The 21,967-nt window shown below is 62.4% G+C and carries 20 protein-coding genes; 15 read left to right on the forward strand and 5 right to left on the reverse strand.

What is annotated here, in order from left to right; all coding sequences use genetic code 11:
* A partial coding sequence (locus I5W_RS15580; protein WP_044529913.1) for a urate hydroxylase PuuD occupies positions 1-873 on the reverse strand: 873 nt, incomplete at its 3' end.
* Positions 874-1,025: 152 nt separating this feature from the next.
* Positions 1,026-1,850: a BLLF1 multi-domain protein gene (locus I5W_RS15585; protein ID WP_017449691.1), complete on the reverse strand. Its 825-nt coding sequence runs from the start codon at positions 1,848-1,850 to the stop codon at positions 1,026-1,028.
* A gap of 713 nt (positions 1,851-2,563) precedes the next feature.
* On the opposite strand from I5W_RS15585, the gene I5W_RS15590 reads away from it, so the two are divergent.
* The 7 genes from I5W_RS15590 (at position 2,564) to I5W_RS15620 (ending at position 10,197) form a co-directional block, all read left to right on the forward strand.
* Positions 2,564-3,595, forward strand: a complete 1,032-nt coding sequence (locus I5W_RS15590) for an ABC transporter substrate-binding protein (protein WP_044529914.1) — start codon at positions 2,564-2,566, stop codon at positions 3,593-3,595.
* Positions 3,596-3,677: 82 nt separating this feature from the next.
* Positions 3,678-4,463 carry an ABC transporter ATP-binding protein gene (locus I5W_RS15595; RefSeq protein ID WP_017449693.1) on the forward strand — a complete coding sequence of 262 codons (786 nt, stop codon included), beginning with the start codon at positions 3,678-3,680 and terminating at the stop codon, positions 4,461-4,463.
* Between the two features lie 29 nt (positions 4,464-4,492).
* Positions 4,493-5,272, forward strand: a complete 780-nt coding sequence (locus tag I5W_RS15600) for an ABC transporter permease (RefSeq protein ID WP_044529915.1) — start codon at positions 4,493-4,495, stop codon at positions 5,270-5,272.
* A 148-nt stretch (positions 5,273-5,420) separates the two neighbouring features.
* Complete coding sequence (locus tag I5W_RS15605) at positions 5,421-6,971, forward strand: ABC transporter ATP-binding protein (RefSeq protein ID WP_044529916.1); 1,551 nt, start codon at positions 5,421-5,423, stop codon at positions 6,969-6,971.
* Positions 6,964-8,058 carry an ABC transporter permease gene (locus I5W_RS15610; RefSeq protein ID WP_044529917.1) on the forward strand — a complete coding sequence of 365 codons (1,095 nt, stop codon included), beginning with the start codon at positions 6,964-6,966 and terminating at the stop codon, positions 8,056-8,058. Before I5W_RS15605 ends, I5W_RS15610 begins: the two co-directional genes overlap by 8 nt.
* A gap of 16 nt (positions 8,059-8,074) precedes the next feature.
* A complete protein-coding gene (locus I5W_RS15615; protein ID WP_017449697.1) occupies positions 8,075-8,995 on the forward strand; it encodes an ABC transporter permease in 921 nt (306 codons plus the stop codon).
* 62 nt (positions 8,996-9,057) lie between these two features.
* A complete protein-coding gene (locus tag I5W_RS15620) occupies positions 9,058-10,197 on the forward strand; it encodes a BMP family ABC transporter substrate-binding protein (protein WP_044529918.1) in 1,140 nt (379 codons plus the stop codon).
* Between the two features lie 98 nt (positions 10,198-10,295).
* Here the strand turns inward: I5W_RS15620 and I5W_RS15625 are convergent, their stop codons facing one another.
* Together I5W_RS15625 and I5W_RS15630 are read right to left on the reverse strand one after the other, a co-directional pair.
* The gene (locus tag I5W_RS15625) at positions 10,296-10,571 is read right to left on the reverse strand and encodes a HigA family addiction module antitoxin (RefSeq protein ID WP_017449699.1); all 276 of its coding nucleotides are present in this window, start codon (positions 10,569-10,571) and stop codon (positions 10,296-10,298) included.
* A gap of 19 nt (positions 10,572-10,590) precedes the next feature.
* Complete coding sequence (locus I5W_RS15630) at positions 10,591-10,869, reverse strand: type II toxin-antitoxin system RelE/ParE family toxin (RefSeq protein WP_044529931.1); 279 nt, start codon at positions 10,867-10,869, stop codon at positions 10,591-10,593.
* Between the two features lie 248 nt (positions 10,870-11,117).
* Between I5W_RS15630 and minC the strand changes: the two genes are divergently transcribed.
* The 8 genes from minC (at position 11,118) to prmC (ending at position 18,086) form a co-directional block, all read left to right on the forward strand.
* On the forward strand, positions 11,118-11,903 hold the full coding sequence (gene minC, locus I5W_RS15635) for a septum site-determining protein MinC (protein ID WP_044529919.1): 786 nt from the start codon (positions 11,118-11,120) through the stop codon (positions 11,901-11,903).
* Positions 11,904-11,976: 73 nt separating this feature from the next.
* Positions 11,977-12,792: a septum site-determining protein MinD gene (gene minD / locus I5W_RS15640; protein ID WP_006465130.1), complete on the forward strand. Its 816-nt coding sequence runs from the start codon at positions 11,977-11,979 to the stop codon at positions 12,790-12,792.
* Between the two features lies 1 nt (position 12,793).
* Complete coding sequence (gene minE, locus I5W_RS15645; RefSeq protein WP_017449702.1) at positions 12,794-13,063, forward strand: cell division topological specificity factor MinE; 270 nt, start codon at positions 12,794-12,796, stop codon at positions 13,061-13,063.
* A gap of 86 nt (positions 13,064-13,149) precedes the next feature.
* Positions 13,150-13,851 carry a response regulator transcription factor gene (locus tag I5W_RS15650; protein WP_044529920.1) on the forward strand — a complete coding sequence of 234 codons (702 nt, stop codon included), beginning with the start codon at positions 13,150-13,152 and terminating at the stop codon, positions 13,849-13,851.
* Positions 13,852-14,105: 254 nt separating this feature from the next.
* On the forward strand, positions 14,106-15,398 hold the full coding sequence (hemA, locus tag I5W_RS15655; RefSeq protein WP_044529921.1) for a glutamyl-tRNA reductase: 1,293 nt from the start codon (positions 14,106-14,108) through the stop codon (positions 15,396-15,398).
* A gap of 97 nt (positions 15,399-15,495) precedes the next feature.
* On the forward strand, positions 15,496-16,575 hold the full coding sequence (gene prfA / locus I5W_RS15660; RefSeq protein WP_017449705.1) for a peptide chain release factor 1: 1,080 nt from the start codon (positions 15,496-15,498) through the stop codon (positions 16,573-16,575).
* A gap of 183 nt (positions 16,576-16,758) precedes the next feature.
* Complete coding sequence (locus I5W_RS15665; protein WP_017449706.1) at positions 16,759-17,253, forward strand: disulfide bond formation protein B; 495 nt, start codon at positions 16,759-16,761, stop codon at positions 17,251-17,253.
* The gene (gene prmC, locus I5W_RS15670; protein ID WP_044529922.1) at positions 17,253-18,086 is read left to right on the forward strand and encodes a peptide chain release factor N(5)-glutamine methyltransferase; all 834 of its coding nucleotides are present in this window, start codon (positions 17,253-17,255) and stop codon (positions 18,084-18,086) included. Before I5W_RS15665 ends, prmC begins: the two co-directional genes overlap by 1 nt.
* 25 nt (positions 18,087-18,111) lie before the next feature.
* On the opposite strand, the gene I5W_RS15675 is transcribed toward prmC, so the two are convergent.
* A complete protein-coding gene (locus I5W_RS15675) occupies positions 18,112-21,699 on the reverse strand; it encodes an indolepyruvate ferredoxin oxidoreductase family protein (RefSeq protein WP_044529923.1) in 3,588 nt (1,195 codons plus the stop codon).
* Positions 21,700-21,967: the final 268 nt, after the last annotated feature.

A 21,967-nucleotide genomic window follows, 5' to 3' on the forward strand; every position in this document is an offset into this window, starting at 1 on the left:
CACAGCAATCCCCGGATACCACCAGTTATAACCCCCTTGTGCCGCACACAAAAAAACTTGCCGAATCAACGCCCCCGCAGCCATGATGCACAACAACACCACCCAGTTATGCGGCGCCGAATAAGTCATGCTGTAGTGATTGGACAGCATCGCAAACAACACCGGCAAGGTAAAGTAAGTGTTATGCACACTGCGCTGCTTACCCCGCTTGCCATGAATCGGATCCGGCGCCTGCCCAGCCCGCATCGACGCCACCATCTTGCGCTGCCCCGGAATGATCCACACCAGCACATTGGCACTCATGATGGTCGCCAACGACGCCCCGCTGATCAGAAATGCCGCCCGCCCCGAAAACAGATGGCAAGCCGCCCACACCGACACCACCACCTGCAGCCCCACCAACAGATTGACCAAACGATCCGCCCCCGGCCGATCCCCGATGCTGCTGCAGATGGCGTCATAGATCAGCCAGTTGAACACCAGGAAGGCAATCGCCGTGCCCCCCGCCATCGAAGCCGACATCTCGAACACATTGGGGTCCACCAGAAACACGCTGGCATTGAACAGATACAACAGCGAGAACAAGGCAAAGCCCGACAGCCAGGTACTGTACGACTCCCAATAGAACCAGTGCAGATGCTCCGGCAACACCTTCGGCGCCAGCAGGTACTTCTGCGGATTGTAGAAACCGCCACCATGCACGGCCCACAACTCGCCACCCACCCCCTTCTCCTTCAGCTCAGGATCAGCAGGCGCCACCAGACTGTTGTCCAGCCAGACGAAATAGAACGATGAACCGATCCAGGCAATGGCCGTGATCACGTGCAGCCAGCGCAGCAGCAGGTTCAGCCAATCGAGTAGGTATGCTTCCATGATGCTCCGCTCTCAAATCTTCAATCTCGACAAATTCAGTTCCAGCCACAGTGTAGCCAATTGCGCCCGCGCCCGAAGCACCCAACAAAAATGCCGGATCCAGGGATCCGGCATCGCCTTGATGCTGCAAGCAGCCGGATCGACCGGGCGGCTTAGAAGTGATACTCGGCGCGCACCATCGGGGTCTTGGCCAACGAACCAGGAACGGTGTTGGGGTTGCCGAACTTGTTGCGCCAGTATTGGTATTCCAGACCCACGCGCAGCTTGTTCTTGGTCATCCCCATCGAGGTACCCAGGTCATACATGACCTGGCCGTCGAAGTTCACTTCAGGACTGGTCGGGCCACCGAACTCGTTCTTGCCCTTGGCTGCGATGTAGTTCATGTAGCCTTCGAAGGCCCAGCCGGAACCGCCCAGCGGAATGCCCCAGGCCAGGTTCAGCATCGGGTGGGTGTCATAGGTATAACGGCTGGTCACGCCAATGGGCTTGTTGCTTTCGAACAGGGCCAGCACGCTCACGTTCAGGAAACCTGGCACGTCCATCATCAGGGTCGGGCCGACCACCCACATGCGCTTCTTGGAAGCGTAGCCGTTGTCGTTCTTGGTGTTCCAGTCAAAGCCCAGGGTCAGGCCGACGCCGCGCGCCGGGCCGAAGGACAGGTCCTTGCCGCTGATCTTGCCGATATCCAGGGTATTGCGATAGACGACGTAGAATTCACGGGCATTGTCATCCTTGTGGTCCGACAGCAGCATGTCGATGTTGAGGAAGTTGGTGCCGTACTTGTAGCCGCTGGCGTGCTGGAAGTTGACGATGTTCTTGCTGATGTCCTGCGTGTTGAAGGGCTCGGCGAAACGGGTACCGTAACGGTAGCCGATCGAGTTGTCCGCCCAGTCCAAGGCATGAGCCGACATGCTGCTTGCCGCCGAGGCGACCACGGCTGCCATCATCCAGTACTTCCCCTTGATACCCTTCTTCATAAGTTTCTCCCTGTATTGCTTGTCTAAAAAATCGCTGTTGAAGCAGATCCCCGCCTGCCTCCCGTCGGCGCCTTGCACTCTCCCCGCCGTCGGGTACAACCGAAGATCCGCGTGGGCCTACCCCGTCATATACGGCCTGACACATGGCTGACAGCACTGCCGACGCCCAAACCGACGGGAGCGTTTACGCAAAGCCCGTGCCAGCCCTCCCGGCCAGTCCATCTTGTTCACCATTGCTGGCCAGCGCTGGACTTAACGCGAGTTCGACACCTCGAAAAAGGCACCACGCCGCCCACGCAGGGGCGCAATCCTAGCCGAGTCCGGGCGTAATCCCAAGGGCTTGTGCGCAGTTCGACACGATGTAGAAAAGCATTGTCGACAATTCAAAACATAACTCGCATCACGACAAAAACCGCCTGAAGCCGCTCTGCATCTGCCTTACAGCGCTGTAAGGGAAATTTTTTTAGTGCATTTTTTTCTACGAAGGTGCAGCGAAGCACCAAATTGTCGCAAATGAATTTTTTGATTGTCGACAAAAAATACTGGCGCTGTCGATCATCCCGGACCACGCTTGCCGACTACCCGCCCCCGATGTGAGCCCGCAGCGCCCGTCCAGCGCCGTGCGAGCCGCCTGCGTGCAGGTGCATGGCACATTAAATGCTTTTGCAGCAGTGGGATCTGGCATTCAAACGAACAAGGAAGGGAAGTCCACCGTGTATTCCAGCAAGTTCTTCAAGATCGGCCTGAGCCTGTTGCTCAGCGCAAGCTGCTCACTCGCCCTGGCGCAGGAAACCAAGATCAAGTTCCAGTTGGACTGGCGTTTCGAGGGGCCGGCTGCGCTGTTCCTGGTGGCCAAGTCCAAGGGTTACTTCACCCAGGAAAAACTGGACGTCACCATCGATGCCGGCAATGGCTCGGGCAACGCCGTCAACCGTGTGGCTTCGGGCACCTATGACATGGGCTTTGCCGACATGGCAGCGCTGATGGAATTCACGGCCAATAATCCCGATGCACCGGGCAAGCCGGTGGCGGTGATGATGGTTTATAACGATACGCCGGCAGCGGTGTTCTCGCTCAAGAAATCCGGCATCAAGAAACCTGCCGACCTGGTCGGCAAGAAACTGGGCGCGCCGGTGTTCGATGCCGGACGCCGCGCCTATCCCATCTTCGCCAAGGCCAATGGTCTGGATGCGAGCAAGGCGCAGTGGACCAGCATGGACCCGCCGCTGCGCGAAACCATGCTGGCGCGTGGTGACGTGGATGCCATCACCGGTTTCTATTTCACGTCGCTGTTGAACCTGAACGCGCGCGGCATCAAGGATGAAGACATCAACGTGATGATGTACCCGGACTATGGGGTGCGCCTGTACGGCAATACCATCATCGCCTCCGAGGCCATGATCAAGAACAAGCCGGAAGCCATCAAGGGCTTCCTGCGCGCCTTCGCCAAGGCCAGCCGCGACGTGATGGCCAACCCGGAAGCGGCCATCAAGGTCTTGAAGGAGCGTGATGGCCTGATCGATGAGAAGCTGGAACTGCGCCGCCTGAAACTGGCCATCGCCAGCGCCATTGCCACCCCGCACGCCAAGGCTGAAGGCTATGGCCAGGTCAACAGCCCGCGCCTGACACTGATGGCCTCGCAGGTCTCGGATGCCTATGGCACCAAGACCCGCGTCAATGCGGACAAGATCTGGAATGGCAGCTTCCTGCCTTCCAAGGCCGAGCTGGACGTGCTCCCCAAGTAAATCATTTATATCGTTTTCGGATTGCCGGACCTGACTGGTCGCACGATGCCAGCAGGCCGGCGAGCCCCACCAGATTGCATTCATGAGCGAACCCTTCGTCGATTTCCGCCACGTCTACCTGGCCTATGATGGCGCTACCGAATTTGCGGTGGAAGACATCGACCTGCAGACCCGCGCAGGCGAATTCATCGCCATCGTCGGGCCGTCTGGCTGCGGCAAGTCCACCTTCATGAAGCTGGCCACGGGCTTGAAGCAGCCCAATCGCGGCAGCGTCGTCATCAACGGCCAGCCGGTGACCGGTCCATTGAAGTTCGTCGGCATGGCCTTCCAGGCCCCGACCCTGTTGCCCTGGCGCACTACGCTGGAGAACGTGCTGCTGCCGCTGGAAATCGTCGAACCCTATCGTCGTGACTTCAAGCAAAAGAAGGCCCAGTACACCGAACGCGCCCTGGCCCTGTTGAAGACCGTCGGCCTGGACGGCTATGCTGACAAGTTTCCCTGGCAACTCTCGGGCGGGATGCAGCAACGTGCGTCGATCTGCCGCGCGCTGATCCACGAACCCAAGATGCTGCTGCTGGACGAACCTTTCGGCGCGCTCGATGCCTTCACCCGCGAGGAACTGTGGTGCGTGCTGCGCGACCTGTGGGCCGAGCGCCGTTTCAACGTCATCCTGGTCACCCACGACCTGCGCGAGGCGGCCTTCCTGGCCGATACCATCTACGTGATGAGCAAGCGCCCCGGGCGCATCGTGGTCAAGCGCGACAATCCGCTGCCGCGCCCGTGTGACCTGGAAACCACCTATACCGATGGCTTCAATGCACTGGTGCATGAACTGCGCGAGCACATCGGCCAGGTGCGCAATACCTGAGGGCTCACTGCAACCAAGGACCAGCAGCCATGCAGACATCATCGAACGGCAAACTCACCCAGGCAGCCACCACGCTGGCGCCCTGGTTCCTGCTCATCGCCATCCTGGGCGTGTGGCAATTCATCTGTAGCGTGTGGGAGGTCTCCGACTTCATCTTCCCCAGCCCGGCCGCCATCCTCCAGGCCATGGTGGAGTATGCCGGCCCCATCACCCAGCACGCGCTGTCGACCTTTTGGGTCACCATGGTGGGTTTTGCCATCGCCGTCGGGGTCGGTGTGACGCTGGGTCTGGTGATCGGTTCTTCACCTATGCTCTATGCCGCCGCCTATCCGCTGATGACGGCCTTCAATGCCTTGCCCAAGGCCGCTTTCGTGCCGGTGCTGGTGGTCTGGTTCGGGATCGGCGCGGGGCCGGCGATCCTGACCGCTTTCCTGATTTCCTTCTTCCCCATCATGGTCAACATCGCCACCGGCCTGGCCACGCTGGAGCCGGAACTGGAAGACGTGCTGCGGGTGCTGGGTGCGCGTCGCCTGGATATCCTCTGGAAAGTCGGCCTGCCGCGCGCGCTGCCGTATTTCTTCGCCTCGCTCAAGGTCGCCATCACGCTGGCCTTCGTGGGCTCGACCGTGTCTGAGATGAATGCCTCCAACCAGGGCATCGGCTACCTGCTGGTGTCGGCCGGCTCCTCCATGAAGATGCCGCTGGCCTTTGCCGGGCTGGTGGTGATCGGTGCCATGGCCATGGCCATGTATGAATTGTTTGCCATCATCGAGAAGCGCACCACCGGCTGGGCGCATCGCGGAAAATGAGATAAAGCGGGCCGGGCAGCACGAGGTGAAGGAAAAGGCTGCAAAAGCGGTATGCGGCGCGGCCCAATTTGTCTATGATGTCGCGCGTGCGCGCCGCCTGCCCGCTGCCATATGACATGAACACATACAACACCACAGGGAAAATCACGTGAGCGCAGTTCCACTCCGTCTTGAAATCAGCCATGTGCGCAAGGCCTATCCGGGCGTGCTGGCCAACGACGATGTCAGCCTGGCGGTGGCGCCCGGCGAGATCCACGCCGTGCTCGGGGAGAATGGCGCGGGCAAGTCCACCCTGATGAAGATCATCTTCGGCGCGGTCAAGCCCGATGCCGGCGAGATCCGCTGGAACGGCGCGGCGGTGCAGATCGCCAATCCGCAGGTGGCGCGCAAGCTGGGCATTGCCATGGTGTTCCAGCATTTCTCGCTGTTCGACACCCTCACCGTGACCGAGAACATCGCCCTGGGCCTGGATGCCAAGACCGACCTGAAGGAACTGGCCGAGCGCATCACCCGCACCGGCGAGAAATACGGCCTGGAGCTGGAACCGCAGCGCCACGTCCATACCCTGTCGGTGGGCGAGCGCCAGCGCGTGGAAATCGTGCGGGCGCTGCTGACCGAGCCGCAATTGCTGATCCTGGATGAGCCGACCTCGGTGTTGACCCCGCAGGCGGTGGAAAAACTGTTCGTGACCCTGCGCCGTCTGGCCGATGAGGGTTGCAGCATTCTCTACATCAGCCACAAGCTCGATGAAATCCGCGCGCTGTGCCATAGCGCCACCGTCATGCGCGGTGGCCGTGTTAGCGGTAACTGCGATCCGCGCAATGAAAGCAGCGCCAGCCTCTCGCGCATGATGATCGGCGATGAACTGGTGCGTTTGCAGCGCGAGCGTAATCCAGAGTCGATGCGCAACGAGCGCAAGCTGCACGTCAATCGCCTGTCGCTGCCCAAGGCGCACCTGTTTGCCACCGAACTCAAGGACATCGAATGCGAAGTGCGGGCCGGTGAGATCGTCGGCATCGCCGGGGTCTCGGGCAATGGCCAGCAGGAGTTGCTGGCAGCGCTGTCCGGCGAAGACCAGCGCGCCGCGCCCAACATGATCATGCTGACCGGCAAGGCGGTGGGCGACCTCTCGCCCAATCCGCGCCGCGCCGCCGGCCTGGGCCTGGTACCGGAAGAGCGGCTGGGACGCGGCGCCGTGCCCAGCCTGTCGTTGACGGCCAATATGCTGCTGTCTCACCAGAAGGCGCCCTATGTGAAGCGCGGCATGATCGATTTCGGTTTTACGCGGCGCGCCGCCGCCTCCATCATTGAGCGCTTCAAGGTCAAGGCAGCCGGCCCCGATGCGCCGGCCAAGAGCCTCTCGGGTGGCAACCTGCAAAAATTCATCGTGGGCCGCGAGATGGAACGCAAACCCGCGGTCTTCGTGGTGGCCCAGCCGACCTGGGGGGTGGACGTGGGCGCGGCCGCGCAGATCCACGGCGAGATATTGAAACTGAAACAGGAAGGTTGTGCCGTGCTGGTGATCTCGGAAGAACTTGACGAATTATTCGCATTATGTGATCGCCTGCATGTCATCGCCAAGGGCCGTCTGTCGCCCTCCATTCCCATCGAACAGGCCACGCGCGAGCAGGTCGGCGTGTGGATGAGCGGCTTGTGGGATGAACCCAAGGCAGCCGGTGCGGAGGTGCAGCATGGCTGATCGCATGAGCTTCCCGCTGCGTCTGGAATTGCGCGGCGCGCCGTCGCAAACGATGACCTATCTCTCGCCGGTGATTGCCATCATCGCCACCCTGTTGCTGGGGGCGCTGCTGTTCCTGGCGCTGGGCAAGGATCCGCTGGCCGGGTTGAAGGTCTTCCTGGTCGATCCCTTCAATGGCAAGCGCGCCATCAGCGAGCTGCTGTTGAAATCGGTGCCGCTGATCCTGTGCGCGCTGGGGCTGGTGGTGTGTTTCCGCGCCAGTATCTGGAACATCGGCGCCGAGGGTCAGTTCACGGTCGGGGCCTTGTGTTCGGGTGCCATGCTGGTGTGGCTGGACGTGCCGGGACATGGCATCTCGGGTGGCATGGGACTGCTGCTGATGGTGCTGGCCGGCATTGTCGGCGGTGCGCTGTGGGCGGCCATCACGGCCTTCCTGCGCGACCATTTCAATGCCAATGAAATCCTGGTCTCGCTGATGCTGACCTATGTGGCGCAGTTGCTGTTGATGTGGGCCGTCAATGGTCCCTTGAAGGATCCCAATGGCATGAACTTCCCGCAGTCCAAGGTGTTCTCCAGCGAATTCATGTTGCCCATGCTGATGTCGGGCACGCGGCTGCACATCGGCTTTGCGGTAACCATCGTGGCCGCAGTCCTGATGGCGATCTTCATGATGCGCAGCCTGCGCGGTTTTTCGCTGATGGTGGGAGGCGTAGCGCCTCATGCGGCGCGCTATGCGGGTTTCTCGGCGCGCTCGGCCCTGTGGGTGTCGCTGTTGATCTCGGGGGCCTTTGCCGGGCTGGCGGGCGCCTTTGAAATTGCCGGCCCGATCGGTCAGTTGTTGCCCTCGGTATCGCCCGGTTATGGCTTTGCGGCCATCATCGTGGCCTTCATCGGCCGCCTGCATCCGATCGGCGCCATCCTGGGCGGGCTCATCATGTCGCTGCTGTACCTGGGCGGCGAGCTGGCGCAGTCGCGCCTGGGGTTGCCTTCGGCCATTACCGGGGTGTTCCAGGGCATGTTGCTGTTCCTGCTGCTGGCCTGCGATACGCTCATCGATTACCGCCTCGTGTGGAATAAGAAAGTCTAAGGATTCGGGACCGGACATGGAACAACTCGCTCCTCTCATCGCAGCCTCCATCAATGCCGGCACGCCGCTGCTGCTGGCGGCCATCGGACTGTTGATCAATGAACGCTCCGGCGTGCTCAACCTGGGCGCCGAGGGCATGATGCTGGTCTCGGCCATCGCCGGCTTCGCCGTGGGCTATACCACCAAGAGTCCGCTGCTGGGCTTTTTGGCCGGTGCCGTGTGCGGCATGTTGATGGCCTCGCTGTTTGCCTGGCTGGCACTGCAACTGGCCACCAATCAGGTCGCCACCGGACTGGCGCTGTCGATCTTCGGCGCGGGTCTGTCGGCCTTCGTCGGCCAGCGCTTCGTGGGGCTGGCCTTGCCGGCGCAACCCAATTCGATTCCCGTGCTGGGCGACATTCCCTTCCTGGGCACGGCCTTGTTCCACCAGCATTGGATGAGTTACCTGGCCTTCGCGCTGTGCCTGGCCAGCATCTGGTTCCTCTACCGCACGCGTGCCGGCCTGGTGTTGCGCGCGGTGGGCGAGTCGCCCGAGTCGGCGCACGCGCTGGGGTATTCGGTGCGCGGCATCCGCTACCTGGCGCTGCTGTTCGGGGGCGCCTGCTGCGGCTTGGCCGGGGCCTACATGTCGCTGGTCTATACCCCGATGTGGGTGGAGGGACTGGTGGCCGGACGCGGCTGGATCGCGCTGGCCTTGACCGCCTTTGCCACCTGGCGTCCGGCACGTGTCTTGCTGGGCTCGCTGCTGTTCGGCGGCGTCACCATTGCCCAGTTCTACCTGCAGGGCATGGGCGTGACCATTCCTTCGCAGATCCTGTCGATGGCGCCCTACCTGGCCACTATCGTGGTGCTGGCGCTGATCTCGCGCAACCCCGACTGGATCCGCCTGAACATGCCGGCCTCACTGGGCAAGCCGTTCCGCCCGGGCGCTTCCTGAATTGTTTATAACGTTTTTGTAGCAGCACCTGCATTTATCCACTGACCTTGAGGGAGAACACAATGAAGATTTCGCGCAGGGCATCCTTGACGATGCTCGCCACCCTGGCGGCCGCAACCCTGATCGGTTGCGGCAAGAAGGAAGAACCCGCTGCCGCCGCGCCTGCTGCTGCGCCGGCCGCAGCAGCACCGGCGACCGATCCGTTGAAGGTGGCCTTCGTCTATATCGGCCCGGTGGGTGACGCCGGCTGGACCTTCGCGCATGACAAGGGCCGCAAGGCGGTCGAAGAAAAGTTCGGCGACAAGGTCAAGACCACCTTCGTGGAAAACATTCCCGAATCCGCAGCGGACGCCGAACGCGTCTTCCGCCAGCTGGCTACCGATGGCAACAAGCTGATCTTCGGCACCACCTTCGGCTACATGGAAGCCATGCTGAAGGTCGCCAAGGAATTCCCGGACGTCAAGTTCGAACACGCCACCGGCTTCAAGACCGCCGACAACCTGGCGCAATACGACGTGCGCACCTATGAAGGCGCCTACCTGGCCGGCGTGGTCGCGGGCAAGATGAGCAAGTCCGGCAAGCTGGGCGTGGTGGCCTCGGTGCCGATTCCTGAAGTGATCCGCAACATCGACTCCTTCACCCTGGGTGCGCGTTCGGTCAATCCGAAGGCCACCACCGCCGTGGTGTGGGTCAACAAGTGGTTCGATCCGGGCAAGGAACGTGAAGCCGCCACCACCCTGATCGGCCAGGGCGTGGACGTGCTGATGCAGAACACCGACTCGGCGGCCGTGGTGCAGACCGCGCAGGAAAAGGGTGTGTATGCCTTCGGTTGGGACAGCGACATGACCAGCTTCGGCCCCAAGGCCCACCTGGCTGCCTCCATGATCAACTGGGGCGTGTACTACACCGCCCGCGTGCAGGCCGTACTGGATGGCACCTGGAAGAGCAGCACCAGCTGGATCGGTCTGAAGGACAACGGCATCGACCTGGCCGCCTTCAATCCTGAACTGCCGGCTGATGTGAAGACCCTGGTCGCAGAGCGCAAGAAGGCCATCATCGACGGCAGCGCGCCGATCTGGAAGGGTCCGATCAAGGACAATACCGGCAAGGAAGTGCTGAGCAAGGACGCCGTGGCCGATGATGGCTTCCTGCACGGCATCAAGTTTTACGTCGAAGGCGTGGATGGCAAGGTACCGGGCTGATTCCTGGCTTGCCAACAGGCGCGGTTGAGGTCGCGCCTGTACTTTATGAAGGTTCGTGAAGACCGCTGGCACCGTGAGGTGTCGGCGGTTTTTTATGCTCACGCCGTGATGCGCTCAATCACGGGACGTTCCAGCTTGCCGGCTTCATGCAGATCGTACTGTAACTGCATTCCGGCCCATAGCTCCGGGCTGGTGCCGAAAGCAGCAGCCAGGCGATAGGCCATGTCCGGCGAGATGCCGGCAGCGCCATTGACTATCCGTTGCAGGGTGACGCGGCTCACGCCAAGCCGCATGGCAGCTTCCGTCACGGTCATTTCACCCAGATATTCCCTTAAGACCTCGCCCGGGTGCGGCGGGTTGAACATGCGCGTCATAGCAGACCTCCTTGGATTGTCAGTGATAGTCGCGGTAATCCACCAGCACCGCGTCCTTACCCTCGAAAGCGAACACCAACCGCCAATTGCCATTGACGGTGATCGCCCATTGCCCCTTTAACTCACCTTTTAGTGGATGCAGCGCCCATGCGGGCGCAGATAGGTCTTCCGGCTGTATGGCTCGATCCAGTGCGGCCAATTGGAGCCGGAGCTTGCCCGCATGAGCAGCCTGGATGCCAGCCTTGCTGCCCGTCTCAAAGAAACGTTGCAGCCCTTTGTGTCGGAAACTCTTTATCATCCATAAAATGTATCTCGTAACGATACTATTTACAATCGGAATCGAGTTCATCGACTCCCATTTACTTTGCTGGCAATCAAGCAATAGAGAACGAACAACTTTGCTGTATCCACCGAAGCCGGTTTCGGCACGCTGAAAACCCCGCTCCAGCGCTATCGCCGCCGCATCCTGCCTGTATAATGCACAGCCAAACCGGGCGGAATGCTGGCTTTTTCCTTCACTTTCCGCCGCATTGAACTACAGGATTTATGCAAAAAACGCGCAAACCGATCGAGATCAAGATTTCCACTGTGGTTGCCATTTCGGCAATCCTGCACGAAACCGATCCAACTTCGCTGGAAAAAGCCCTGAAGGAAATGACCGGCGGCGTGGCCGATTTCTTCGAAGATGAATTCGCCGTGCTCGATGTGGGCACGCTGGATGCGGCAGCCGCTGCGGCCATCGACTGGACGGCGGTGGTGGCCTTGTTCAAGCGCTTCCGCTTGAATACGGTGGCCGTGCGCAACGCGCCAGAAGAGTTGCATAGTGGCATCGTGTCCCATGGCTTGGCGATCGATACCTCAGCCGTGGCCGGTGCCGGCACGGCCAATGCGCGGGCCCAGGAAGCCGCAGCCCAGGAAGCCACTCCGGCTGCTGCGCCAGCCCCTGCGCCGCAGGCAGTGCAAGCGGCTGCCACAGCACCGGCGGCACCAGCAGCCAAGACGATAATCGTCGATACCCCGGTGCGGGCCGGCCAGCGCATCTATGCGCGCGGCGCCGACCTGGTGGTGTTGGCGGTGGTCAACAATGGCGCCGAGCTCATCGCCGATGGCTGCATCCATGTCTATGCCCCGCTGCGCGGCCGGGCCCTGGCCGGTGCCTCGGGCAATACCGAGGCGCGCATCTTCGCGGCCTCACTGGAAGCGGAACTGGTTTCCATTGCCGGGGTCTATCGGACCTTCGAGAACGGTCATGCACCGGAGCTGGCAGGCAAGCAGGTGCAGGTGCGCCTGCAAGGCGAACGCATCGACGTACTGCCGATGTCGGCGTCGTAAGACTGCGGTGTAAATCATATAAACGAATCCCGCCGGAGCAAGCCGGCGTACTGTTCTTCTTAAGGAGTTTTTCGTGGCAAAAATCATCGTTGTGACTTCGGGTAAGGGCGGCGTCGGCAAAACGACGTCCAGCGCCAGTTTCGCATCGGGCCTGGCCATGCGCGGCCACAAGACGGCCGTGATCGACTTCGACGTCGGTCTGCGCAACCTGGACCTGATCATGGGCTGCGAACGCCGCGTGGTCTATGACCTGATCAACGTGATCAACAAGGAAGCCACCCTGAACCAGGCCCTGATCAAGGACAAGCACTGCGACAACCTGTTCATCCTGCCGGCCTCGCAAACCCGCGACAAGGACGCCCTGACCGAAGAGGGTGTGGAGCGCGTGCTGGGCGACCTGTCCAAGATGGACTTCGAATACATCATCTGCGACTCCCCCGCCGGCATCGAGCACGGTGCGGTGATGGCGCTGACCTTCGCCGACGAAGCCATCGTGGTGTCCAACCCGGAAGTGTCGTCGGTGCGCGACTCGGACCGCATTCTGGGCATCATCCAGGCCAAGTCGCGCCGCGCCTCGGCCGGTGGCGAGCCGGTCAAGGAACACCTGCTCATCACCCGCTATTCGCCCAAGCGCGTGGAAGATGGCGAGATGCTGTCCTATACCGACGTGCAGGAAATCCTGCGCATTCCCCTGATCGGCATCATCCCCGAGTCGGAAACCGTGCTGCAGGCCTCCAACCAGGGCTCCCCGGCGATCCATATGAAGGATAGCGACGTCGCCCAGGCTTACCAGGACGTGGTCTCGCGCTTCCTCGGCGAGACCGTCGAACTGCGTTTCACCACCTACGAAAAGCCGGGCCTGCTGCAGCGCATCTTCGGAGGTAAGTGATATGTCTCTGCTTTCTTTCCTGTTCCCCAGCAAGCCCAAGAGTGCGGTGGCGGCGAAGGAGCGGCTGCAGATCATCATCGCCCGCGAACGCTCCAACGGCCGTCAAGGCCCGGACTTCCTGCCGGCGCTGCACAAGGAATTGATCGAGGTGATCTCCAAGTACACCAAGGTCAACGCCGACGACATCAAGATCTCGCTGGACCGCCAGGGCAACCTGGAGGTGCTGGACGTGAACGTGGTGCTGCCCGATAGCGATGTGCCGGCCACCTGAAACAGACCTGCCGTCACCGACAAGGGCAGCCCAGGCTGCCCTTTCGTTCATTTGCCTTTGCCTGAATATGTCTTTAGTCTGACGCGATGAAAATCGGGATCATCTCTTCCGACGCCGATACCGTCACCCTGGTAACCCAACTGGCCGAGCGCCACGACACCACCGTCTATACCGGTGCCGAAGGCTTTGCCGCGGCCTGCGACGATGGCGCGCACCTGATGGTGCTGGATCTGGACGACCTGCAGCGTCACCCCCATGCGATCACCACCATCGTGCATGACCATCGCCCGCCGGTCAGGAGCAAGGCGCGGCCGGTGGTGCTGCTCATCTGCACGCCGGCACACCAGCACTGGCTGCGTAACCTGCGCCTGGCCGGCGCCGATGATTTCCTGGTCAAGCCGGTGCGGCGCCAGGAGCTGGCGCTGCGGCTGGACCTCTTGCTGCTGGCGGCGCAACCCTATGAAGCCCCACCCAACATCGTGGAAGCAGCCGGTTTCGTGGTCGACCTGGCGCGCCTGCGCGTGACCCACCCCGAGCGCCCGAACCTGGACGCCACGCTCACCCGCAAGGAAGCCGAACTGGCGCTGCTGTTCATGCAGCACCTGGGACGCCCGCTGTCGCGCGCCTTCCTGCTGGAACGCATCTGGGGCAACGAACAGGAAACCCCGACCCGCACCATCGATACCCACGTCTCGCGCATCCGTACCAAGCTGGGCCTGCAACCGAGCAACGGCTATCAACTAGCCACGGTCTATGGCTATGGCTACCAGCTGGAAAAGCTGGAGTAAGCCGCTGCCGCCAGCGAAAGTGGCTGTTGTATCCCCACCCGCCTGCGTAGACCAATCCTGATCCATATCAGAGACATCTACCGATTATCAGGAAGCGACCCAACCCGATATTGGGCGAAGAGTATAATTATTCCCAAAACCGGGGCCGAATCTGTCTGATTTTGTTCGAATTGCATTGCAACGTTCGATTTCCATTCAGTTCGCAGCCATAGAAGTGAATTTCCCAGCTTATCGGCACTGCTGCCGCGTATTCCATGCATTTGCTCGCCGTCGGACTCAACCACACTACCGCGCCGCTCTCGTTGCGCGAGAAAGTGGCTTTCCCCGCTGACCAGATCGGTCAGGCGGTGGCGTCTGCGCGCGCATGGTTCGGCGGCAATGACAAGATCGTCGCCGCCGGCGAAGCCGCCATCCTTTCCACCTGCAACCGTACCGAGCTGTATGCGGCGGCTGCCGCCGGTCGCGATGGCGTGGAATTCGCCATCGACCGCACCGCGCAATTCCTGGCCGAGTATCATCAGATTGCCTACGCCGACCTGCGCCCCTACCTATATTCGCTGCCGCAGGACAATGCAGTGCGCCATGCCTTCCGCGTCGCCTCCGGGCTGGACTCGATGGTGCTGGGCGAGCCGCAGATCCTGGGCCAGATGAAGGATGCGGTACGCCAGGCCGATGCGGCCGGAGGCCTGGGCACCTATCTGCACCAGTTGTTCCAGCGTACCTTTGCCGTGGCCAAGGAAGTGCGCACTACCACCGAGATCGGTGCGCACAGCGTGTCCATGGCCGCCGCGGCCGTGCGGCTGTCACAGCGCATCTTCGATTCGATTGCCGGCCAGAACGTGCTCTTCATCGGCGCCGGTGAAATGATCGAGCTGTGCGCCACCCACTTCGCCGCCCAGAATCCCAAGACCCTGACGGTGGCCAACCGCACCATGGAACGCGGTGAGACCCTGGCCCATCGCTTCAGCGGCCGCGCCATTCGCCTGGCCGACCTGCCAGCGCAACTGGCCAGCTTCGACATCGTGGTCTCCTGTACCGCCTCGCAATTGCCCATCATCGGGCTGGGTCTGGTGGAGCGCGCGGTCAAGGCGCGCCGTCACAAGCCCATCTTCATGGTCGACCTGGCCGTGCCGCGCGATATCGAGGCCGAAGTCGGTCGCCTGGATGACGTCTTCCTCTACACCGTGGACGACCTGGCCTCGGTGGTGCAAAGCGGCGTGGAAAATCGCCAGGCCGCCGTGGCCCAGGCCGAAGCCATCATCGAGACCCGTGTGCAATCCTTCATGCACTGGATCGACAGCCGCGCCATGGTGCCGCTGATCCAGGACCTGCAAGAAACCGGCGAGGCGCTGCGCCTGGCCGAACTGGACCGCGCCCGCCGTATGCTGGCCAAGGGCGACGATGTGGAAGCGGTGCTGGAAGCCCTCTCCAAGGGCCTCACCGCCAAGTTCCTGCATGGCCCGCAACAGGCCCTGCACCACGCCCAAGGCGAACAGCGCAGCCAGCTGGCTTCGCTGTTGCCGCAACTGTTCCGCGCCAAGCGTTAGCGTTTCCCTCTCCTGTCGGCCTGCCCGGGCCGGCAAGCCCGCGCCGCTCCCTCTGGCGGCTGCCGCTGTCCCTCTTTTTTACCGGATTCGAACACCCATGAAACCCTCGATGCTTGCCAAACTCGACCAGCTCGCCGAACGGCTGGAAGAGCTCAACAGCCTGCTGGCCCAGGAAGACGCCACCGCCAGCATGGACAACTTCCGCAAGATGACGCGCGAACATGCCGAGCTGGGGCCGCTGGTGGCGCTGTACCACGACTATGTACAGGCAAATGAAGATATTCGCACTGCCCAAGAGCTGCTCTCCGACCCCGATATGAAGCTTTTTGCGCAGGAAGAAATCGATGCCGCCAAAGCCCGTATGCAAGCCCTGGAGCTGGACCTGCAAAAGATGCTGCTGCCCAAGGACCCCAATGATGAACGAAACATCTTCCTGGAAATCCGCGCCGGCACGGGAGGTGACGAATCTGCCCTGTTTGCCGGGGACCTGCTGCGCATGTACACCCGCTATGCCGAACGCCAGCGCTGGCAGGTCGAGATCGTCTCGGCTTCCGAATCCGAACTGGGCGGCTACAAGGAAGTGATCGCCCGCCTCGTCGGCTTCGGTGCCTATTCGCGCCTGAAGTTCGAGTCTGGCGGCCACCGCGTGCAACGCGTGCCGGCCACCGAGACCCAGGGCCGCATCCATACCTCGGCCTGCACCGTGGCGGTGATGCCGGAAGCCGATGAAGTCGAGGATGTCGACATCAACCCCGCTGATATCCGCATCGACACCTACCGCGCCTCCGGCGCCGGTGGCCAGCACATCAACAAGACCGACTCGGCCGTGCGCATCACCCACCTGCCCACCGGCATCGTGGTGGAATGCCAGGACGACCGCAGCCAGCACAAGAACAAGGCGCAAGCCATGAAGGTGCTGGCCGCGCGTATCAAGGATGTGCAGTTGCGCCAACAGCAATCCAAGGAAGCGGCCACCCGCAAGTCCCTGATCGGCTCGGGCGACCGCAGCGAACGCATCCGTACCTACAACTTCCCGCAGGGGCGCATGACCGACCATCGCATCAATCTGACGCTCTATAAGCTGGACTTCATCATGGATGGCGACCTGGACGAACTGACCAATGCCCTCATCACCGAGCACCAGGCCGAGCTGCTGGCGCAACTGGGCGACGATTGAGAGCGCCCCCAACTGCCCTTTAGGCCGAGTGCAGAGACGGTCTGCCCGGCACTGCCTGTGCGGGCAGCGTGCAAGGAGGCGGGGATATCTCTACAATCGCGGGATGGCTGGATCGCCCACGCTAGCCCGCCCAAGCGCCTCAACTCTGTCCGTACCTACTAACAAAACAATCCACCCACAACCATGAAATCATCCAAACCGGTTTTCCTGCTGGTCGCACTGGTCTGCGCCGGCCTGCTGGGCTTTGCCATGTACCTGCAGATCGTCGAAGAGATGCAGCCCTGCCCGCTGTGCGTGATCCAGCGCTACATGTTCCTGCTGGTGGGCATCTTCGCGCTGATCGGCGCGGTGCTGCCGGCCTCGGCTCGCCGCCCGAGCGCGGCCCTGGGCCTGCTGGCCGCGCTCGGTGGCGCCGGTACGGCGATCTGGCATCTGTATGTGAAGGCGCATCCGGGCGTGTCCTGCACCACCGATCCGCTGGAAACCACCTTGAACCATCTGCCCATGGTCAAGCTGTGGCCGCCGATGTTTACGGCGGACGGCTTCTGCTCGGCCCCGTGGCCGCCGGTGCTGGGCCTGCAGATCCCGACCTGGTCGCTGATCTGGTTCGCGCTGCTGGCTATCGTGCTGGCGGTGCAAGCTTTCAAGCGCAGCCCGCGCACCACCATCTGGAAGTGATGCCAGCGCTCTCCAGCTACGCCGGCTGCACGCTGGCGACCGTGCTCAAGACGGCACCGCTGGAGCCGCTGGAGAACCGCATCCTGCTGTGCCACGCGCTACGCCTCACGCGCGTGCAATTGATCACCCAATCCGAACGGCGCCTGGATGCGGCCGAGTCGGAGCGACTGACCGCCCTCTACGCCCGCCGTTTGCGTGGCGAGCCGATCGCCTACATCGTCGGCTGGCGCGAATTCTATGGACTGGATTTGCGGGTCACGCCAGATGTGCTGATCCCGCGCCCCGATACCGAGCTGCTGGTGGAACTGGCCATGGAAAGATTGCCCCAGGCCGGCAGCCTGCTGGACATGGGCACCGGCTCGGGCGCCATCGCCATCGCCATCGCCCACACCAGGACGGACGCCGCCGTCACGGCGCTGGACGCCAGCGCGGCCGCACTGGCCATTGCCGGCGAGAACGCCAATACCCACCAGGTGCGGGTGCGCTTGCTGGAAAGCGACTGGTATGGCGCCCTCACCAGCGCCGACCAGTTCGACGTGATCGCCGCCAACCCACCCTACATCGTCGCTGGCGACCTGCACCTGTCCCAGGGCGACCTGCGTTTCGAACCGGTCGATGCGCTCACCGATCATGCCGATGGTCTCTCCGACCTGCGCGCCATCATCGATGGCGCCCCGGCCCACCTCAAGGCCGGCGGCTGGCTGCTGATGGAGCATGGCTACGACCAGGCCGCTGCGGTGCGCGCCCTGTTGGCCGGCACCGGCTTCAAGGACGTGCAAAGCTGGCGCGACCTGGCCGGCATCGAGCGCGTCAGCGGCGCGCGCCTGGGCTGACCTGCCTGATCGCCCAGGCGGTCGTTCAGGCCGCCTGCTTACCGCCTCCTTGCGGCGAAGGTGAACTTTCCTTCTGCAACTGGGCCAGCAGCGCGGCTTGCTTGTGCTGCGCCGTCTTGAGGTGACGTTCCTTGACATGACCATAGCCGCGGATCTCTTCCGGGATGCGCGCCACGGCGATGACCTGCTCCAGGTTCTCGGGCGTAAGCTGCGCCAGCAGCTGCGTCAGAGTGTGGCGATAGTCCGTGATCAGGGCGCGTTCCTGCCTGCGCTCCTGGGTATAGCCAAAGGGATCGAAGGCCGTGCCGCGCAGGAAGCGCAAGCGGGCCAGTACGCCAAAGGCCGGCATCATCCAGCTACCGAAGGATTGCTTGCGCAGATGTCCCTGCTCATCACGGCGGGCCAGCAGCGGCGGTGCCAGATGGAAGCGCAGCTTGTAATCGCCCTCGAACATGCCGGCGATCTTGGCGCGGAAGGCCGGGTCGGTGTGCAGGCGCGCCACTTCGTACTCATCCTTGTAGGCCATGAGCTTGAACAGGTAAGTGGCCACCGCACGACTCAACTTCAGGCCACGCCCCGCCTCGCCCAGCGCCGCTTCGCGCGCACGCACCTGCTCCACGAAGTCACGGTAGGTGCGACCGTAAGCGGCATTCTGGTAGTCGCTCAGGAAGGCTTCCCGGCGCTGCACCAGTTCCTCCAGCGTCGGCGTGCGCTTGAACGCGATCACCTGGGCCGTCATGCCGTTGCGGCCGGCAGCGGCCAGCACGAACTCCACATCATGGGCCGCCACCCGGCCCCAGGCGAAAGCTTGCCGGTTGAATTCCACCTGCAAGGCATTGAGCTCGATGGCCCGCAGCAGCGCGGCTTCCGACAAGGGGACCCAACCCTTCTGCCAGGCATAGCCCAGCATGAACATGTTGGTGGCAATGGCGTCGCCCATGAGGGCGGTGGCAATGCGTCCGGCATCGATGAGCGCCAGGTTGTCGCGCCCACAGGCCTTGGCAATCTCCCCTTCGCTGGAGGCGGTGGGGAATTGCCAGTCCGGATTGCGCACGAAGGCGGCCGTGGGCAGCTGGGTCGAATTGACTGCCGCGTGCGTGCGTCCCTCGCCCATGCGCGACAAGGCATCGCGATTGGCGGTGACGATCACGTCGCAGCCGATCACCAGGTCTGCCATGCCGGTCCCCACCCGGGTGGAGTAGATGTGATCGGGCGCTTCGGCCACCCGCACGTGCGACATCACCGGCCCGCCCTTTTGCGCCAGGCCGCTCATGTCCAGCACCGAACAGGCGCGCCCCTCCACGTGCGCAGCCATGGCGATGATCTGGCCGATGGTGATGACGCCGGTGCCGCCCACCCCGGTGACCAGGATGCCGTAAGGCTGGGCCAGGCCCGGCAGTATCGGCTCGGGTAGCGCGGGCAAGGCTGGACCCGTGGCGGCCTTGTTGCGTGCCGGCTTTTTCAGTTGTCCGCCCTCCACCGTCACGAAGCTGGGGCAGAAGCCATTGACGCAGGAATAATCCTTGTTGCAGGACGACTGGTTGATCTGGCGCTTGCGGCCGAACTCGGTCTCCAGCGGTTCCACCGAGAGGCAGTTCGATTGCACGCTGCAATCGCCGCAAGCTTCGCACACCGCCTCGTTGATGACAGCGCGCTTGGCCGGGTCGGGATAGGCATTGCGTTTGCGACGGCGGCGCTTTTCCGAGGCGCAGGTCTGGTCATAGATCATGGCCGATACGCCCGGCTGCTCGCGCAGTTCGCGCTGCACGGCATCGAGTTCGCTGCGGTGGCGGATGCTCACGCCCTCGGCCCAGCGCGTGCCGGTCGGATACTTGTCCGGCTCATCGGTGACCACGATGATGGGGCTCACGTTTTCGGCGGCGAGCTGGCGCGAGATCATGGCCGGGTCCAGCGGGCCATCGAACTCTTGGCCACCGGTCATGGCCACCGCATCGTTGTAGAGGATCTTGTAGGTGATATTGACCTTGGCCGCCACCGAGGCGCGTACTGCCAGCAGGCCGGAATGGAAATAGGTGCCATCGCCGAGATTGGCGAAGACGTGCTTTTCCGTCGTGAAGGGCGCCTGCCCGACCCAGGTCACACCCTCGCCCCCCATGTGGGTGAAGAGCTGGGTTTCGCGGTCCATCCAGGTCACCATGTAATGGCAACCGATACCGGCCAGGCCACGGCTGCCTTCCGGCAACTTGGTGGAGGTATTGTGCGGACAGCCTGAGCAGAAATGCGGCACGCGATCCTTGTTGGGATCGGGCTTGCTGCTGATGTTGAGGGCGGCTTCCTTGGCCTCCAGGTAGGCCACGCGAGTACGCACGCGCTGCTCCACCGGATGGCCGGCGAAGTAGCGCGAGATGCGGGTGGCGATGGCACGTGCGATCTGTGCCGGATTGAGTTCATAGGTGGCCGGCAACAACCAGTTGCCGTGGCCTTCGCGCTGCGAACCGCTCCATTCGCCGGTGTCATCGAACTTGCCCACCACGCGCGGACGTACATCGTCGCGCCAGTTGTAGAGTTCTTCCTTCAACTGGTATTCGAGGATCTGGCGCTTCTCTTCGACCACCAGGATTTCATCCAGACCTTGCGCAAATTCGCGCACGCCCTCGGCTTCCAGCGGCCAGGTCATGCCGACCTTGTAGAGCCGGATGCCGATGTCGGCGGCCACCTGTTCATCGATGCCCAGGTCTTCCAGCGCCTGGCGCGTATCGAGATAGGACTTGCCGGCGGTGATGATGCCGATGCGCGCACGCGGGCTATCCCAGATGATGCGGTTCAACTTGTTGGCGCGCGCATAGGCCAGCGCAGCGTACCACTTGTAGTTGATCATCCGCGCTTCCTGGCCCAGCACGGTGTCGGGCAGGCGGATGTTCAAGCCATCGGGAGGCAGTTCGAAGTCCTGCGGAATCTGGATTTTCACCCGCTCGGGATCGATCATCACCGACATGCCCGACTCCACCAGGTCGGTCACGCATTTCATCGCCACCCACAGGCCCGTATAGCGGCTCATGGCCCAGCCATGCAGACCATAGTCGAGATACTCCTGCACCGAGGACGGATAGAGCACCGGAATGCCGCAGGCCTTGAGGATGTGCTCGCTCTGATGCGCGGCGGTGGAGGACTTGGCGGCATGGTCGTCGCCCGCAATGACCAGCACCCCACCATGTTGGGAGGTACCGGCCATGTTGGCGTGCTTGAACACATCGCCGCAGCGGTCCACGCCCGGGCCTTTGCCATACCACAGCGAAAAGACGCCATCGTATTGCGCGCCCGGGAACAGATTGACCTGCTGCGTGCCCCACACGCTGGTGGCGGCCAGGTCTTCATTCATGCCGGGGTGGAACTTGATCTGCTTGGCTTGCAGGTATTGGCGCGCCTTCTCGGCGGTCTGGTCCACCGAACCGAGGGGTGAGCCGCGATAGCCGGTGATGAAGCCAGCCGTATTCAAGCCGGCGCGTTCATCGTATTGCCGCTGCAGCATCGGCAGGCGGATCAGCGCCTGGATGCCGGTCATGAAGACACGGCCGCGCTCCAGCGCAAATTTGTCGTCCAGCGATACATCGTCCAGCAGCAGGCGCTGCCCGGCGGGTAGGGGTGCGTTCATGTGGTCTCCGTGCCAAAAATCTTGTTTTTGCCTGCACATGCGTCCCGTCAGCCATTCTGTCGGGATATGGAAACACCTCAGCCTTGTGGGCCGGGTTTTCTTAAAGTTGTAGCCTCAAGTTAGCACAAGGGTGAGCGCCCGGCTACGCGCGCCGCAGCAGGGTTTCCGGCCAGTTTGGGGGGATCGGGAACAGTTTTGGCAAGTCCTGCGGCATTTAGGCCGGGACGAAGAAGAAAATGCCGGAAAGAGAAAAACAACAATATTTCCG

This window comes from Herbaspirillum sp. B65 (assembly GCF_000333555.1).
In the GTDB taxonomy this organism is placed as follows: Bacteria; Pseudomonadota; Gammaproteobacteria; order Burkholderiales; family Burkholderiaceae_D; genus Herbaspirillum; species Herbaspirillum rubrisubalbicans.